Source organism: Polaromonas sp. CT11-55, from assembly GCF_047303325.1.
In the GTDB taxonomy this organism is placed as follows: domain Bacteria; phylum Pseudomonadota; class Gammaproteobacteria; order Burkholderiales; family Burkholderiaceae_C; genus Polaromonas.
The window spans coordinates 44,146-59,703 of the sequence record NZ_JBKBEX010000030.1 but is presented as its reverse complement, the minus strand read 5'-3'; the positions used below and the strand labels follow the sequence as shown (position 1 = coordinate 59,703).

18 protein-coding genes are annotated in these 15,558 nt (G+C 63.3%); 14 read left to right on the top strand and 4 right to left on the bottom strand.

Annotated elements, in window-relative coordinates; genetic code table 11:
• The first annotated feature begins 230 nt into the window (after window positions 1–230).
• The 4 genes from ACEN8I_RS21245 to ACEN8I_RS21230 all read left to right on the top strand — a co-directional run bounded on the left by ACEN8I_RS21245 (window position 231) and on the right by ACEN8I_RS21230 (window position 2,640).
• Window positions 231–1,133 carry a LysR family transcriptional regulator gene (locus ACEN8I_RS21245; protein WP_413330605.1) on the top strand — a complete coding sequence of 301 codons (903 nt, stop codon included), beginning with the start codon at window positions 231–233 and terminating at the stop codon, window positions 1,131–1,133.
• 240 nt (window positions 1,134–1,373) lie between these two features.
• Window positions 1,374–1,739, top strand: coding sequence for a hypothetical protein (locus ACEN8I_RS21240; RefSeq protein ID WP_413330604.1), 366 nt, complete (start codon window positions 1,374–1,376; stop codon window positions 1,737–1,739).
• Window positions 1,726–1,974 (top strand): hypothetical protein, encoded by a 249-nt coding sequence (locus ACEN8I_RS21235; RefSeq protein ID WP_074574576.1) that lies wholly within the window; start codon window positions 1,726–1,728, stop codon window positions 1,972–1,974. The genes ACEN8I_RS21240 and ACEN8I_RS21235 overlap by 14 nt, the downstream gene beginning before the upstream one ends.
• Window positions 1,975–2,091: 117 nt before the next feature.
• Complete coding sequence (locus tag ACEN8I_RS21230; protein ID WP_413330603.1) at window positions 2,092–2,640, top strand: DsbA family protein; 549 nt, start codon at window positions 2,092–2,094, stop codon at window positions 2,638–2,640.
• Window positions 2,641–2,649: 9 nt separating this feature from the next.
• On the opposite strand, the gene ACEN8I_RS21225 is transcribed toward ACEN8I_RS21230, so the two are convergent.
• Window positions 2,650–3,171, bottom strand: a complete 522-nt coding sequence (locus ACEN8I_RS21225; RefSeq protein ID WP_413330602.1) for an N-acetyltransferase family protein — start codon at window positions 3,169–3,171, stop codon at window positions 2,650–2,652.
• 105 nt (window positions 3,172–3,276) lie between these two features.
• On the opposite strand from ACEN8I_RS21225, the gene ACEN8I_RS21220 reads away from it, so the two are divergent.
• Window positions 3,277–3,834 (top strand): helix-turn-helix domain-containing protein, encoded by a 558-nt coding sequence (locus tag ACEN8I_RS21220; RefSeq protein WP_413330601.1) that lies wholly within the window; start codon window positions 3,277–3,279, stop codon window positions 3,832–3,834.
• Between the two features lie 173 nt (window positions 3,835–4,007).
• Here the strand turns inward: ACEN8I_RS21220 and ACEN8I_RS21215 are convergent, their stop codons facing one another.
• Complete coding sequence (locus tag ACEN8I_RS21215) at window positions 4,008–4,532, bottom strand: hypothetical protein (RefSeq protein ID WP_413330600.1); 525 nt, start codon at window positions 4,530–4,532, stop codon at window positions 4,008–4,010.
• 195 nt (window positions 4,533–4,727) lie between these two features.
• On the opposite strand from ACEN8I_RS21215, the gene ACEN8I_RS21210 reads away from it, so the two are divergent.
• The 6 genes from ACEN8I_RS21210 (at window position 4,728) to ACEN8I_RS21185 (ending at window position 8,361) form a co-directional block, all read left to right on the top strand.
• Entirely contained in the window at window positions 4,728–5,051 is a 324-nt protein-coding gene (locus tag ACEN8I_RS21210; protein WP_413330599.1) for a DUF6172 family protein, read from the top strand.
• A gap of 38 nt (window positions 5,052–5,089) precedes the next feature.
• The gene (locus ACEN8I_RS21205) at window positions 5,090–5,542 is read left to right on the top strand and encodes an ankyrin repeat domain-containing protein (protein ID WP_413330598.1); all 453 of its coding nucleotides are present in this window, start codon (window positions 5,090–5,092) and stop codon (window positions 5,540–5,542) included.
• Window positions 5,543–5,588: 46 nt separating this feature from the next.
• The gene (locus ACEN8I_RS21200) at window positions 5,589–6,071 is read left to right on the top strand and encodes a hypothetical protein (RefSeq protein WP_413330597.1); all 483 of its coding nucleotides are present in this window, start codon (window positions 5,589–5,591) and stop codon (window positions 6,069–6,071) included.
• A gap of 12 nt (window positions 6,072–6,083) precedes the next feature.
• Complete coding sequence (locus ACEN8I_RS21195) at window positions 6,084–6,479, top strand: type II toxin-antitoxin system PemK/MazF family toxin (protein ID WP_413330596.1); 396 nt, start codon at window positions 6,084–6,086, stop codon at window positions 6,477–6,479.
• A 67-nt stretch (window positions 6,480–6,546) separates the two neighbouring features.
• Complete coding sequence (locus ACEN8I_RS21190; RefSeq protein WP_413330595.1) at window positions 6,547–7,092, top strand: hypothetical protein; 546 nt, start codon at window positions 6,547–6,549, stop codon at window positions 7,090–7,092.
• A gap of 366 nt (window positions 7,093–7,458) precedes the next feature.
• Window positions 7,459–8,361: a DUF5677 domain-containing protein gene (locus ACEN8I_RS21185; RefSeq protein WP_413330594.1), complete on the top strand. Its 903-nt coding sequence runs from the start codon at window positions 7,459–7,461 to the stop codon at window positions 8,359–8,361.
• A 78-nt stretch (window positions 8,362–8,439) separates the two neighbouring features.
• Here the strand turns inward: ACEN8I_RS21185 and ACEN8I_RS21180 are convergent, their stop codons facing one another.
• A complete protein-coding gene (locus tag ACEN8I_RS21180) occupies window positions 8,440–9,699 on the bottom strand; it encodes a DEAD/DEAH box helicase (protein ID WP_413330593.1) in 1,260 nt (419 codons plus the stop codon).
• Window positions 9,700–9,779: 80 nt separating this feature from the next.
• Window positions 9,780–11,255 (bottom strand): DHA2 family efflux MFS transporter permease subunit, encoded by a 1,476-nt coding sequence (locus ACEN8I_RS21175; protein ID WP_413330592.1) that lies wholly within the window; start codon window positions 11,253–11,255, stop codon window positions 9,780–9,782.
• A 76-nt stretch (window positions 11,256–11,331) separates the two neighbouring features.
• Between ACEN8I_RS21175 and ACEN8I_RS21170 the strand changes: the two genes are divergently transcribed.
• The 3 genes from ACEN8I_RS21170 (at window position 11,332) to ACEN8I_RS21160 (ending at window position 15,558) form a co-directional block, all read left to right on the top strand.
• Window positions 11,332–12,375 (top strand): ornithine cyclodeaminase family protein, encoded by a 1,044-nt coding sequence (locus ACEN8I_RS21170; protein ID WP_413330591.1) that lies wholly within the window; start codon window positions 11,332–11,334, stop codon window positions 12,373–12,375.
• A 35-nt stretch (window positions 12,376–12,410) separates the two neighbouring features.
• Window positions 12,411–13,562: a DSD1 family PLP-dependent enzyme gene (locus tag ACEN8I_RS21165; protein WP_413330590.1), complete on the top strand. Its 1,152-nt coding sequence runs from the start codon at window positions 12,411–12,413 to the stop codon at window positions 13,560–13,562.
• 289 nt (window positions 13,563–13,851) lie between these two features.
• A complete protein-coding gene (locus ACEN8I_RS21160) occupies window positions 13,852–15,558 on the top strand; it encodes an FAD-dependent oxidoreductase (RefSeq protein ID WP_413330589.1) in 1,707 nt (568 codons plus the stop codon).

The following is a 15,558-nucleotide window of genomic DNA, read 5'->3' as shown; positions in this document are numbered from 1 at the left end:
GCTTAGCAGCCCGTCGCGCACGACGACCTAGAGGATGATGTCTTGGTAGGTCAGGGCGGGTGTGGTGGTCGCGGCGTGGGTCACTTTGTCTCCGAATTCCGGGTTTTGCAGGATTTGACGGGATCTGGGGCGCTTGCCCTCAGTTTAGAATTTCCCAAAGCGTTTGATTGGTAAATTTTGGAAGCTGTGGTGTTCCAATCGGGAATATCATGGATTTCAAGAAAGCAAACATGAGAGACCTGGACCTGACCACGCTACGCCTGTTCGCCGCCGTCTGTGACGCGCGCAGCATTGCCCGCGCGGCCGAGCAGGCCAATATCGTCGGCTCGGCCGTCAGCAAGCGCCTAGCCCAGCTTGAAGACACCGTGGGCACGTCCTTGCTGCTGCGCAGGCGGCGCGGCGTCGAGCCCACGCCGGCCGGCGAAAGCCTGTTGGAGCATGCGCGCGCCATGCTGGCCAGCGCCGAACAGATTGAGCGCGAAATGGGCGACTACGCGCTGGGCGTGCGCGGCCAGGTGCGCATCCTGGCCACGGCTTCGGTCATGGCCGAATCGCTGGCCGACGACGTCGCCGGCTTTTTGCAGGCGCCGGCCCACCACGACATCCGCATCAGCATGGAAGAGCGCGTGAGCCCCGAGGTGATACGCGGCATCAAGGAAGGCGTGGCCTCGGTCGGCATCTGCTGGGACGCGGCCGACCTGTCCGGCCTGCAGTCGCGCGGCTACCGCCACGACCACCTGGCCATCGTGGCCCATGCCTCGCACCCGCTGGCGGTGCATGAGACCTTGAGTTTTGAGCAGACGCTGGGCTATGAACACGTGAGCCTGCCGGCGCAAAGCGCGGTGCAGGTGCTGCTGCAGCGCGCCGCCGCGCTCCAGGGCAAGGCCATCGTGCACCGCGTCATCGTCTCCAACTTCGAGGCCGCGCTGCGGGTGGTGCGTGCCAACCTCGCCATCAGCGTGGTGCCGCGCGAGGTGGCCGATCCCTATGCGCGCACCTTTGGCCTGCGCGTGATGCCGCTGACGGATGCCTGGGCCAGGCGCCGTTTTGCGATCTGCTTCCGGGACGAAACCGGGCTTTCGGCCGCGGCCAGGCTGCTGGTCAAACACCTGGCGGACAGTTCGGCCGCCTAAGCCGCATGACGGGGTTTGACCCCTTAAAACCCCCCCGCCGGGCACGGTGAAAGCGGTCCCCGCGCTTTTGCGGTAAAATAATGCTCCAACCCACGGCAGACAAGCGTCATCAGCTATAGAAAATATAGCGTGCCAGGCTGATCCAGGCTAGGCCCAATCGGGTCCGGCAGCCGCCGCAAGGCCGGCGTCCTGGCCGGCCACGGCGCTTGATTTTGGGGAAGGAAGCCCCAAATTCACTGCATGAACGCTACACATCCCCACCCCCACAAAACCGACCTCACGGTCACCCACGTGCTGGCCGAGTTGCTCGAGCGCCTGGAGCACAGCGCGGTGCCTGTGGGCGCCGAGCAATACCGCTCCGTCGTGCTGCACCTCGTCAGCGAACTGGGCGACGTGGAGCCGGGTGTGGCGCTGGGGGCGCTGCTGGACACCCATCCGGCCGCCGCCGAGTTGTATGAAAACGTGAACTACCAGTACGCGGGCCTGTGCCGGTCCGCGCTGGATGCCTCGCTCGCCGCCGAGCAGCAGGCCAAAGAGGCCATCGAAAAGGCCATGAACCCTTCAACCCCCCAAACCAAGGAAGATCCAAACCATGGCAAGAGCTGACGCCAAAACCGCTGTCCTCGCAGACGGCCTGCGCTACAAGTCCAAGGTCTCGGGCTCCCCGTTCGCCGCCACCACCTCCTTCGGCGCGGCCACCATGTCCTGCTTTATGTGCGGCAAGCACCGCGCCCGTTCCCTGATGGGCACGCGCAAGGTGCTGGGCAAGTCCCAGGCCGTGTGCTCGCCCTCATGCAAGGCGCTGGACGAAGCCCTCGAGAACGCGGCCAACCAGGGCTGATACGCACAGACTGTTTCACCGCTTCCCGCGCTCTGGCTGCCCGGCGTCTTGATCACGTCACGGCCCAGGGCGCATACTGTCTCCACGACCCGTTGAACAGTTGAAGAAAGGTGAACCATGCCCACGCCGGACCCCCAGCTTGAACCTGACGAGGCCATAGACCACATACGCGGCCGCTCGTCGGCCCCGGTCACGCTGCTCGAGTACGGCGACTTCGAGTGCCCCTCCTGCTTCCAGGCCTACGGCGCTTTAAAAGTCATGCTGCCGCACTTCGGCCCGCAGCTGCGTTTTGTCTACCGGCACTTCCCGCTGCGCGAGGTGCACCCGCATGCCGAACTCGCCGCCGAAGCGGCCGAGGCCGCCGGCGCCCAGGGCAAGTTCTGGTCCATGCATGAGCTGCTCTTCACCCACCAGCAGCACCTCAAGGACAAACACCTGCTCGAGTACGCCGCCCAGGCCGGCCTGGACATGGCGCGCTACCAGAATGAAATGAACGACCACGTCTACCTGCAGCGCGTGCAGGAGCACATGCAAAGCGGCCGCCACCTGGGCGTGCGCTCAACACCCACCTTCTACGTCAACGGCGTGGTCTGCGACGTGTCTTTCGGCCTGCAGCATTTGCACGAGGCCATCGACAAGGCGCTGGCGCAATCGGGCCAGGCCTAGAACAGCTTCTTAACCGTCCACAGGCTGCAGAGGCGTCACCAGCGTCTTCTGCAAAAAAGCCAGATCCAGCCAGCGGCCGAACTTGAAGGCCGCCTGTTTGATGGTGCCGCAATGCTCAAAGCCCAGGCGCTTGTGCAGCTCCATGCTCGCGCTGTTCTCCAGGTCGATGGCGCCCACCAGCACATGCATGCCTTGCGCCTCGGCCTTGCCGACGATGGCCTCCAGCAGCTTGCGCCCCAGCCCCTGGCCGCGGCAGCTTTTCTCCACATAGACTGAATGCTCGACCGTGTATTTGTAGGCCGGGAAGGCGCGAAAGGTGCCGTAGCTCGCAAAGCCCAGCAGCTTGCCGGCGTCGTCTTCCAGCCCGATCACCGGAAAGCCGTTCGCACGTTTGGCGGCAAACCAGGTGACCATGCTCTCGGGCGTGCGCGGCTTGTAGTCATACAGCGCGGTTGAATTGACGATGGCCTCGTTGAAGATGGCCAGGATCTGGCCGGCATGGCGTTCTTCGGTACACAGCACGGAATGCATGGCGAACTCCTTTCGGGAGGTGGAAAAAGGGGTAGAAATATTTGTCTACTATAAGAGATTATTTGTCCCTTATGATAGACGAATGTTTTTGCCGAAAGACACCCCATGACGATTGACGCCCTGATCGCCTCCCGGCTGCTGGCCCTGCGCCAGGCCAAGGGCCTGAGCCTGGCCGAACTGGCCGAACGCTCGGGCGTCAGCAAGGCCATGATCTCCAAGGTCGAGCGCGTCGAGAGCAGCCCCACCGCCATGATCCTGGGCCGGCTCGCCGCCGGCTTGGGCGTGCCGCTCGCGCAACTGCTCACCGAAGAAGACAAGGACGCCGGCCGCCGCCTGCGCAAAAAGGCGGACCAGGAAGTCTGGCGCGACCCCGAAGCCGGCTATTTGCGCCGCCAGGTGGCCGAGCGCGGCAGCGAAGGCGGCGCCGAGATGGTCGAGGTCGAATTGCCGCGGGGTGCGCGCGTCGCCTACCCAAGGTGGACCGGCCAGCCCTACCGCCAGCGCCTCTGGCTGGTCGAAGGCGGCCTGCGCATTGACTACGGCGACGAGGTCTTTGAACTGGCGCCCGGCGACTGCCTGGACTTCGGCGTGGACCGCCCGCTGGTGTTTAAAACCCTGGGACGAGGGGGCTGCCGCTATTTGCTGGTCATTAGCCCCGGCTGATAAGGGAATCTATCCGCAGATTTCGCAGATTTACGCAGATAAAGACTTTCAAGATGGAAAGTCATGTGGCCGGTGTATGGAGACAGGAATGAAGTCCTGAGTACACATTCTTTTTCTTCAATCTGTGGAAATCTGCGAAATCTGCGGATGATTTTCTTTGTTTTTTGAGAGGCTCAGGCCGCGGCAGACCCCGGCAGCGGCACTGCCTGTGCCGCATTGCGCGCGCGTATGCGCCTCACCTGCAGCGCCGCGCCAATGAGGTAAAGCAGCAGCAAAACACCCGTGGCCACCTTGAGCTCAGGCGCATCGGCATTCGGCAGCAGGGGCGCACCCAGCGGCAGGCGCGTAGATGTTTCAGTGATCGCCGGGATTAGGTGGAACACAAAGGTGATCGAATAACTGAGCGTCTCCACATAAGGCGAGGCACGGCCCAGCACCTTGGTGTTGCCCGCCACCCAGGCAATGCCCAGCACCAGCAGCGTGATGATGCCCAGCGCATGCGGCTTGCCGAAACCGCCATGCTGGAAGATGCCAAAAGCCGTGAGGCAGGTCAGCACGGTGGTCCAGATATAAACCCGGCCCAACATGGATGCGGCAATGATTTCCTTGTCGCGGAAGAAGGCGATCAAGGCCGCCGCGACGGCCACGAGGCTGATGGCGGTGTGGATCACACCGAGATAAGTCAATCCATAGATCATCGGAAACTCCTTGAGTCTTTGAAGGGACGATGGGGGCTTGCATGTTGGCGCGTAGGTCTAGCAAACGCCATGCCGCGCAGATTGTGGCCCGCTGCACCGCTTTTGCCCATGGTTTTGCAGGCCCATGGGGCTACGGCCCGATAATCGGTAGCATCCCGTGGCCGCAACAGGCTATTCACCGACACCAAAGTACTCATGAAGAAAACATTCCAGCTCAAAGTCGAAGGCAAAAACCGCGAGCGCCTGCTCGAAGCCGCCAAACACGACATCCGCAAATATTTCAAACGCGAACGCGCCAAGGCCTTGCCCAAAGGCGTGGACTTTTGGGACTTTGATTGCAAGTCAGGCTATAGCGAAGCCTCGGCCACTGTGGTGCCGGAAGCCGGCCTCATCAAGTCGATTGACGAAATCGTGAAAGACGGCGGCGAGCAGTTTTATGTGGAGGTGCTGGCCAAGCCTGGTATCAAGGTGGCGCGGGTGAGGAATGAGGGTGAGGATGATTTGATGGATGGCGAGTAAATAAGCGCATCCAGAGTCGATTCTCGAAAGCGGAAAACATGCTGACCAGATTCATGTTCTTGCTATTGGGCCTGTTTTTCGCGTCCGTAGTTGCGGCATCAGACAAGCACGATTTGATGATGCGAGCTATAGAGCGCAATGATGTAGCGCAGGTCAAAGCGCTGATTGCCGGCAAGATTGATCCCAACCTGCGCAAGGACAGCCGGGCGTCGCCCACCTTCATGACCTTCGCCGCTTTCCACGGCCGCACGGAAATACTTCAGCTTCTTCTGGGAGCAGGCGCCGATGTGAACAGTGTGGATGGGGACATGCAGACTCCCCTGATGCAGGCAAGCGGCCACGGTCATGTTCGCGCGGTGAAGCTTCTGCTCAAATCGGGTGCCAGCCTCAATGAGGTTTCGAAGTGGGGAGGTACCGCCCTGGCCAAGGCGCGTGAAGCAGGGCATGGCAAAGTGGTCAAGCTGTTGATCGATGCGGGAGCGACTCCTTGAGGCCAGCCCGGTTGGCCGTTGATTTGACTTTCACTTTAAGCGTTGCATGAACCTGTCGAGGTACTTCGAAACAAATGACGGATCACTTCCCGAAATAGAAGTGACATTCAGCGATTCGTCACGGATGCTTTTGGCCTTTCAGCATCTCTACAACCGTGGTGCGCGGAATGTCACCGCGAATGGTGGGTCTCTCTGGCTCACCCAGTCGCAAACCGAGGCGCCATTTTCCGGCCCCGAAAGCGCATCTCTTGTTGTCTCAGGAGCGGCCGAGGCATTCCATGTGGTGCTAGGCGATATCGCAGGCTCTGACCGAACGATTCCGGACTTAGGCGTGTTCGTGTTTCCAGACACTCTTGCGTTCGATTACCGAATGGGCCCCGATTGGGGATCGCCGGAAATCCAGTCCTTGCTTGCGCTGCTGCGCCAACTCTGCGAGCTTGGTGGAGCGGTTTCTGTTCCGTGGTGGGGGCTCGACGGCGAGCGCGACTTCCTTGAAGCACTGGCCGCCGATGCAAACACTCCAAGATGAGAAACTAGGCTTATGGACAGAGACCCAGAAGCCCCTTTAGGCCCATTCCCCGACACCTTCAAGCAGGGCGACATATTCTGGATGGATCCCGATCCCTCACGCGGCTCCATCCCGGGCTCCCCGCATCCCCATGTCGTCGTGCAGGACGACGTCTTTAACCGCTCCCGCATCAGCACCGTGGTTGTGTGCGCGCTGACCTCGAATCTGAACCGTGCGACCGAGCCGGGCAATGTCTTGCTGGAGCCCGGCGAGGGGAATCTGCAGAAGCAAAGCGTGGTCGTCGTGTCGCAGGTCTCTTCGGTTTACAAGACGCGCCTGGGTGAACACATAGGGAGCTTGTCGGGCGAACGGGTTCAGCAGATACTGGCGGGCATGCGATTTTTGCAGGCGTCGTTTCTCCGTCGATAGTCCGGGGCCTCGTGCCCGATAGTTCCCGCCGCCTGCGCCCATTCCTCGCCATTTGAAGGCCCACACCATGCCAGCGTCGAGTCCCTCCACCATCACCTTGCTTGTGCTTCTTCCGCTGATTACATGGCGTGTCTACGCCCGCTTTCGCCGCATGGTGGGGCGCCAGCGCCTGTCGAGGATTAGGCCCTGGATCACGCTGGTGATCTTTCCGATTCTGATCTGCTTGCTAGGCTTTGCCGCGCGCGAGCACCTGGATCGGCTCTGCTGGCTGGCCGGCGGCCTGGGCCTGGGCGCCTGGCTGGGCGTCTTCGGGCTGGGCAAGACGCGCTTTGAGCCGACACCCCAAGGCCTGTTCTACACGCCCAATGCGCATCTGGGCATTGCGCTGTCACTGCTGTTTGTCGCGCGCATTGTTTATCGCCTGGTCGAGGTCTACCTCATCGCACCGGGGATGCCCAACGGCATCGGAGACTTCGCGCGCAGCCCGCTCACACTGGCTGTTTTTGGCCTGCTGGCGGGCTATTACATCAGCTATGCCATCGGCCTTGTGCGCTGGCGCTTTCGTGTTCTGCGGGCTAAGAGGGAGCGTGAAGAGCTAGGACGGGATGTTTAGCCTCATCGAGACCTGATCGGCACCGTAATTGATTGCACGCTGATCTCCAACCTCAACCTCAACCGCACCACGAAGCCGGGCAATGCCTTGCTAGAGCCCAGCGAGGGGAATTTGAGAAAGCGGAGTGTGGTGTTCTCGCAGGTATCTTCCGTTTACAAGACGCATTTGGGGACGTATATGGGGACGCTGTCGAGCGAGAGGATTCGGCAGATATTGATGGGAGTGCGATTTCTGCAGGCCTCGTTTTTCAGCCGGTAGCTTCCCAGTTGTTGCTTCGAATGCATTGAGAGAGCGGCTTTTAAGAAACTCAATCGCACCGCCATTTTTGATTTTTTTATTCGTAGTCAATCTACTGAGGGAGTAAAAATGGGTAAGAAAGCAGCGGCTATCGAAGCTCTAACTACTCATGGTCTGTTAAATGAGTTGAAAGTCGCCGTTGACGAGATAACTCGTGCGACCATACATGAGAAGGGAATATATGGGTTGGCGATACGTGCCTCGGTAGCGAAGAGCTTTGAGTTCACTTCTTTAGTGCATCAAGATCCCCCACCGGAACATGGCTTCTTTATAACCGCAACGCTACGTGGTATTTGCGAAGATCTGATCACTTTTACCTTTCTAGAGTCGCTAAGCGAAGATGATCGCAATCAAGCTCTGACGTTACTCATGAATGCAAACTTGGCAGAGGGTATTGCTGCGCAAAGCGATTTTTTTAGTCTGAACCGCCCGTGGCAGCCCGTAGTACAACCCTCGAAGCAAAGTGGGGAAGTTGCTGAGCAACAATTGCGGACATTGTCAGCAAAACTTGGATGGACTGGCCGGCAATCCTGGCCAACGGTGTGGCATATGGCAAAGGTTGCCCGCATGCACGAGTTGTATAGCTACTTGTACTCTACAACGTCAAAATGGGTTCACTTCAGTCCACAAATCTTGTTGCGGATGGGTTGGGGCGGAGGAAAAGATGATCACGCGAATGAGCATACCGAGTGGAAATTCACGACGACGAACTTCTCTAGGTACTATGCTGAGTTCAGCCAAATCTATTCGCTCTTGCTGCTTTTGAAGTTACTTCGTGGGCCAGCGGCGACATTTTTACCTGATATCGCACAAAAAATTGTTATTGCTCTTGAGACGCGTCTAAATGAGCCTATTCGCTGGCCAGAGGCTGTAACTTATGAAGAGTTGAATTTGGAGGGGCCAACCTCAATCATGCGTATTTTTTTGCGCGCTACTCATGAAATTAAGAGTGAGGTCAAGCGCGGAGGCTGACCTATTCAAATAGCAGCGCATTTGGTCGAGGACATTCAAATGCTAACTAGTCGCATGACATGAGACATACGCGACAAACTATGACTGACCGCCGGAAAGCGCCCGCAACTTATCCTTCTTGCTAGGCCGCTTCCCCTTGACCCCACCCGTCCCCGCAGGATCGACCGGGTTCACCGCCGCGACTTCCACCCGCTCAAAACCCGCGACCTGCTCGCGCGGCACTTTGAGGCCCAGGCGCTTTTCAATCAGCTTGAAATGCGCCTCGGTGTCTGCACTCACAAAACTTACCGCCACGCCTGATTCACCGGCCCGGCCGGTGCGGCCTATGCGGTGGGTGTAGTCGGTGACGGAGCGCGGCAGGTCGTAGTTGACGACGACCGGTAGCTGCGCGATGTCTATGCCGCGTGCGGCGACGTCGGTGGCGACCACCACTTGCACGGCCTTGATCTTGAAGTCCTGCAGCACCTGGGTACGTTTGCCCTGGCTCAGTTCGCCGTGGAAGGGTTCGGCCTGGATGTCCACTTTTCGCAGCTTGTCGGCCACGATTTCGGCCGCGTGTTTGGTGGCGACAAAGACCAGCACGCGCTCCCATTTTTCGGTTTGCACCAGGTGGCGCAGCAGCTGGGTGCGGCGGGGGGCATCGACTTCAATCGCGCGCTGGGCGATGTCGGGCACGGCTTGCACCACGGGCGCGACTTCGACGCGCAGCGGGTTGCGCAGCAGGCTGGCGGCCAAGGCTTCAATGGCGGGCGGGAAGGTTGCTGAAAAGAACAGGGTCTGGCGCTTGGCCGGCAGCAGGGCCAGGATGCGATTGAGTTCCTCGCCAAAGCCCAGGTCCAGCAGGCGGTCGGCTTCGTCGAGTACCAGGCTGCTGGTACCGGCCAGGGTCAGGGCGTTGTGGTCTATCAAATCGAGCAGCCGGCCCGGTGTGGCGACCACGATGTCGGCGCCGCCACGCAGGTTCATCATTTGCGGGTTGATCGAGACGCCGCCAAACACAATCGCCACTTTCACGCGCTGCGGCAAATATTTGGCGAAGCTGACGATGGCCTCACCGACCTGCGCCGCGAGTTCACGCGTGGGCACCAGGATGAGCGCACGAACGGGCCGGTGGCCGCCGGGCGCGGCAGTGGTCGCCAGGCGCTGCAGCAGCGGTAGCGCAAAGGCCGCGGTCTTGCCCGAGCCTGTCTGGGCCGAGGCCACCAGGTCGCGGCCTTCCAGGATGGCCGGGATGGCGGCCTGCTGGATGGGCGTGGGGGTGGTATAGCCTTTTTCGTCGAGGGCGCGCAGCAGCAGGGGCAGCAGCGCGGGCGAAAAGCCCAGTGAGGAAAATGGCATGGGGTGGTGTGGAGGAGGGTGGGAGGACGCGGTATTGGCCGCGTGGAGCGAGCCCGGCAAGGCCGCCTGAAGCCTCAAGTTTAAGGCCGCGTGCTTTTCACCCCGGCCGGCGCCAGAAACAGCAGCGCGCAGGCCGACGCCCCCAGCGCGCACAGCACGCAGCCCAGCACCACCCAGCGAAAGGCCGCCACCAGCAATTCGGGCGGGGCCGACTGCACCGGGCCCTGCAGCGCGATGGCAAACACCACGCCCAGCAAGGCCACGGCCAGCAGGCCGGCCACGCGGGCCACGGCGTTGTTGATGCCCGAGGCAATGCCGGCATGGGCGGCGGGCACGGCGTTCATCACGGTGGTGGTTAGCGGCGCGACGGCAATCGTCATGCCCAGGCCCAGCACCACCATGGCGGGGAAGAAACCGGCCCAGTAAGGCCAGCCCACGCCGGGCAGGGCCAGCAGCGCAAAGCCCGCGGCCGCCACGGCCGGCCCGGCCATCAGCATGGCGCGGGCGCCAAAACGTTCGGTGAGCCTGGCGGTGGCCGGCGACAGAAAACCCAGCAGCAGCGAGAAGGGCAGCAAGGTGGCGCCCGCGGCAGTGGCGGAATAGTGGAAGGCGCCTATCAGCACAAAGGGCAAAAAGAACAGCGCGCCGCTGAGCGCGAAGTACAGCAGCAGCGTGAGCAAATTGGTACCCACAAAATCCCGCGACTTGAACAGGCCCAGCGGCATCATGGGTGCGCGCGTGTGGGCCTGCACAAAGACGAAGGCCAGTAGCAGCACCGCGCCCAGGGCGATGGGGCCCAGTACCTGGGCCGCCTGCCAGCCACGCTCAGGCGCCAGGGTCAGGCCGTAGGTCAGGCCGCCCAGGCCGCTGGCCACCAGCAGCACGCCGGGCCAGTCCAGCTGCTGGGGCGCGTCGGGGTCGCGGCTGTCGGGCACGGCGTACAGGGCCAGCCACACGGTGGCGACGGCCATGGGCACATTCAAAAAGAAGATGGCGCGCCACGACACCGCATCGACGAGCCAGCCGCCCAGCACAGGCCCGGCCGCGCCGGTGATCGCCGCCCAGGCGGCCCAGGTGCCGATGGCCTTGCCGCGCGCCTCGCCCTCAAACACATTGCCGATGATGGCCAGGCTGGCCGGCACCAGCAGGGCCGCGCCCACGCCTTGCAGGGCGCGCGCCGCGATCAGCGCGAGCGGCCCGGGCGCCAGGCCGCAGGCGATGGAGGCGGCGGTGAACAGGGCGATGCCCATGATGAAGATCTTGCGCCGGCCAAAGCGGTCGCCCAGCGAGCCGCCCACCAGCACCAGCGAGCCCAGCAAAAGCAGGTAGGCATTGATGACCCATTGCATTTCGGCCAGCCCGGAGGCCGAGCCGCCGGCCAGGTCGCGCTGGATGGCGGGCAGGGCGATGTTGACGACCGAGCCGTCGATAAAAGCCATGGAAGAACCGAGCACCGTGGCGGCCAGCGCCAGCTTGGGATGTGGCGTGGGGCCGCAGTCGCCGGCCTGGGCGCGGATGATGCCTTCGTCACAAGGGGCGTGCGGGTTGCCGGGCATGGAGTCTCCTGCAATGGACGAGTGAAAGTGAAGTGGCTTGTTTGACAAATTGTCTAATAATGGATAATATTTCCAGATGTCGAATGAAGCACAAACACCCGGTCTTAAGCCTCATCCTGCCAGCTTTGGCAACGCCGCGCCAAACGCGGCCCTGCCGGCCGATGCGCAACTCCTGCTGCTGGACAAACACGCGGTCGAAGCCATGCTGCTGCCCGCCGATGTGCTGGAAGCCACACGTGAAGCCTTTGTGCTGCACAGCCAGGGTGAGGGCCGCGTGTTCTCCCTGGTGCGTGAAAGGCTGGCCACCGGCGGCGTGTTCGGCATCAAGTCGGGTGACGTGGGGGCGCAGTCGCTGCTGGGTTTCAAGGCGGCCGGTTTCTGGCCCGGCAACCTCGCGCGGGGCGCCGACGCCCACCAGGCCACCATCATGCTGTTTGACCCCGCCACCGGCCGGCCGACCTGCCTGATCGACGGCAACGCCGTCACCACCGAGCGCACCGGCGCCGCCGGCGGCCTGGGCCTGCAACTGGCGCGGCCGGACAGCCGCACGGTTTGCGTGTTCGGCACCGGCGTGCAGGCACAGGCGCAGCTGCGCTTTGCCATTCGCCAGCTGCCCGGGCTACGCCAGGTGTTTTACGCCACGGCCGACGGCGCACCCAAGCCGGCGTTTGAGGCGAAGTTTGCCGGGCAGTGCGCGATCGCGCATGCGGCCGATGTGAATGCCGCCGTGGCCCAAAGCGATGTGCTGATCACCGCCACCACCGGCAAGGGCCCGCTGTTCGAGTTGGCCGCTGTACGGCCCGGGACCCATATCAATGCGGTGGGCAGCGACACCAAGGGCAAACGCGAGCTGCCTGAAGGCCTGCTGGCCAGGGCGCGCGTGTTTGTGGACGATGCCGACCAGTCGCGCGGAATAGGTGAGCTGCAATGGGCGCCTGACATCGCCTGCACCGAAATCGGCGATGTGCTTTCGGGCAAGGCCGCGTTTGCGCGCAGCGCCGGCGACATCACCGTGTTCGACATGACCGGCATCGCCTTGCAAGACCTTACGGTTGCGCGCATGCTGGAGCAGCGCGCGCGCCTTGCCGGCAAGGGCCAGAGCATCAGCTGGCCCTGGTGAATGATTTTGTTGATAGCTCGCATCGGAGACCCCCTTTGAACGCCACCACCCAGACCAACCCCCTGGCCGCGCTGGACACGCCCGCCGCCGTGATAGACCTCGCGCGCATGCAGCGCAACATTGAGCGCATGCAGCAGCGCATGAACGCGCTGGGCGTGCGTTTCAGGCCGCATGTCAAAACCAGCAAATGCACGCCGGTGGCGCGCGCGCAGCTCAGGGCCGGGGCCGAGGGCATCACGGTGTCCACGCTCAAGGAGGCCGCGCAGTTTTACGCCGATGGTTTTAACGACATCCTTTACGCGGTCGGCATGGTGCCGGCCAAGCTGCCGCAGGCGCTGGCGCTGCGGCGCCAGGGCTGTGATTTGAAAATCATCACCGACAGCGTGGCCTCGGCCGCGGCGATTGCCGCCTTCGGCCGCGAGCACGGCGAAAAATTCGAGGTCTGGATAGAAATCGACAGCGACGGCCACCGCTCGGGCATCAAGCCCGGCGAGGCCGCCTTGCTGGACGTGGCGCGCGTGCTGCACCAGGGCGGCATGGTGCTGGGCGGTGTGATGACGCATGCCGGATCGAGCTACGACCTCAATACGCCCGAAGCGCTGGCCGCCATGGCCGAGCAGGAGCGCGCCGCCTGCGTGCGGGCCGCCGAACGTGTGCGCGAGGCGGGCTTTCCCTGCGCGGTGGTCAGCGTGGGTTCCACGCCGACGGCGCTGTCGGCGGCGCAGCTGGATGGCGTGACCGAGGTGCGCGCCGGGGTGTATGTGTTCTTTGACCTGGTGATGCACAACATCGGCGTCTGCACCACCGACGACATCGCGCTCAGCGTGCTGACCACGGTGATAGGCCATCAGGTGGACAAAGGCTGGGCGATTGTGGACGCCGGCTGGATGGCCATGAGCCGCGACCGCGGCACCCAGAAGCAGGCGCATGACTTCGGCTACGGCCAGGTCTGTGATGCCGAGGGCGAGGTGCTGGCCGGTTATGTGCTCAGCGGCGCCAACCAGGAGCACGGCATTCTTTCGCGCGAAGGCGCGCCCGATACCGATATCGCGAAGCGTTTCCCGGTCGGCACGCAGCTGCGCATTTTGCCCAACCATGCTTGCGCCACCGGCGCACAGCATCCTGAATACCATGCGCTGGCCGAGAACGGTGAAGTCGCCACCTGGCGCCGGCTTTACGGCTGGTAACCGCTGAGCCGCTCAAAAACCCTCCTGGCGTTGTTGCAGCCGCCTTGCCGTGCTGGAGCACTGTCTGCGGCGGCGCGCCTAGCCAGGACCGCTTCGCTGGGTTTTGTGAACGGCTCAGCGGTACATGTTGTAGCCGCCGTTTCGAAGTGAAATAGCCGAGGCCAGCAACCGGACCTGGCCGCGCAAAAGTTTGTAGCAGTCGCCATGCCGGCCGTTAATCCGGCATCATGTCGGCATGGCGCTGTGCAAGCGCTGCCTGTTTCCATCCTCACGCGCACCGGAGTTTTTGATGGCTGACGACCCAACCCCCGCACCACCGCCGCTGGCCGAGAGCCGGCGCCACCAGATGTTCCCCGTGCTGAGCCCGGCGGAGATCGCGCGCATACGCCGCTTCGGCAGCGTGCTGCATTTCAAAAAAGGCGACAGGCTGTTCGCCGCTGGCGAGCCCGGCCCCGGCATGTTTGTGGTGCTCAAGGGCTCGGTCACCATTACCCAGCGCGACGGCCTGGGCCATGTGGTGCCCATCGTCACGCAGGGGCCGGGCCAGTTCCTGGCCGAGGTGGGCCAGCTTTCCGGCGCGCCGGCGCTGGTGGACGGCCATGCCGAGGACGAGGTGGACACCTTGCTGGTGCCGCCCAGCCAACTGCGCGCGCTCATCATTGCCGAGGCCGACCTGGGCGAGCGCGTGGTGCGCGCGCTGATATTGCGGCGTGTCGCGCTGATCGAAGCCGGCGCCAGCGGCCCGGTGCTGATAGGCCGGCCGCAGTCGGCCGCCGTGGTGCGGCTGCAAAGCTTTTTGAATCGCAACGGCGAACCCCACCATGTGGTCGACATCGCCGAAGATGCCGATGCCGCCGCGCTGATGGTGGAGTACGGCGCCGCCGCCGGCGACGTGCTGGCGGTCTGCCCCGACGGCTCGGTGCTGGTGAACCCCGGCGAGAACCAGCTGGCCCGCTGCATGGGCATGGTGGACACGGCCGAGCGCGAGGGCCTGTTCGACGTGATTGTGGTGGGCGGCGGGCCGGCCGGCCTGGCGACGGCGGTGTATGCGGCCTCCGAAGGCCTGCAGGTCATCGTGCTGGACTGCAGGGCTTACGGCGGCCAGGCCGGCGCGAGCGCGCGCATCGAGAACTACCTGGGTTTCCCGACCGGCATCTCGGGCCAGGCGCTGGCCGGCCGCGCTTATGTGCAGGCGCAGAAGTTCGGCGTCGAGATGCTGATCCCCGCGCAAGCCCAGTCGCTGGACTGCGCGGCCAAGGCCATCAAAGGCGAGCTGCATGTGAAGCTGACCGACGGCCGCGTGTTGCGCGCCAAGACGGTGGTGGTGGCCAGCGGCGCGCGCTACCGCCGCCCCGAGGTGCCGCGCCTGGCCGAGTTTGAGGGCCGCGGTGTCTGGTACTGGGCCTCGGCGCTGGAAGCCAGGATGTGCAGCCAGACCGAGGTGGTGTTGGTGGGCGGCGGCAATTCGGCCGGGCAGGCCGCGGTGTTTTTGTCGCAGCACGCGGCCAAGGTCAACATGCTGGTGCGCGGCCCCAGCCTGGCGGCCAGCATGTCGCGCTACCTGATAGACCGCATAGACGCCACGCCCAATATCGAGCTGTTGCCGCAGACCGAAGTGGTCAAGCTGCACGGCGACGGCAACGCGGGCCTGAGCGCCGTGACCTGGCGCAACCGCCAGCGCGGCACCGAGCATGACGCCGAGGTGCGCAATGTGTTCCTGTTTGTCGGCGCGGATCCGGAAACCGCCTGGCTGGACAGCTGCGGCGTGGCCCTGGACGCGCACGGCTTTGTGCGCACCGGCGAAAGCGTGACCTGCAAACATTCCGACTACAAACCCGCGCCGCTGGAGACCAACATCCCCGGCCTGTTCGCCGTGGGCGACGTGCGCAGCGGATCCGTCAAGCGCGTGGGCGGCGCGATAGGCGAGGGTGCGGCGGCGGTCGCGATGATTCACCAGCACCTGGCGGCGATGGAACGCGCCGCTGCAACGGCCTGA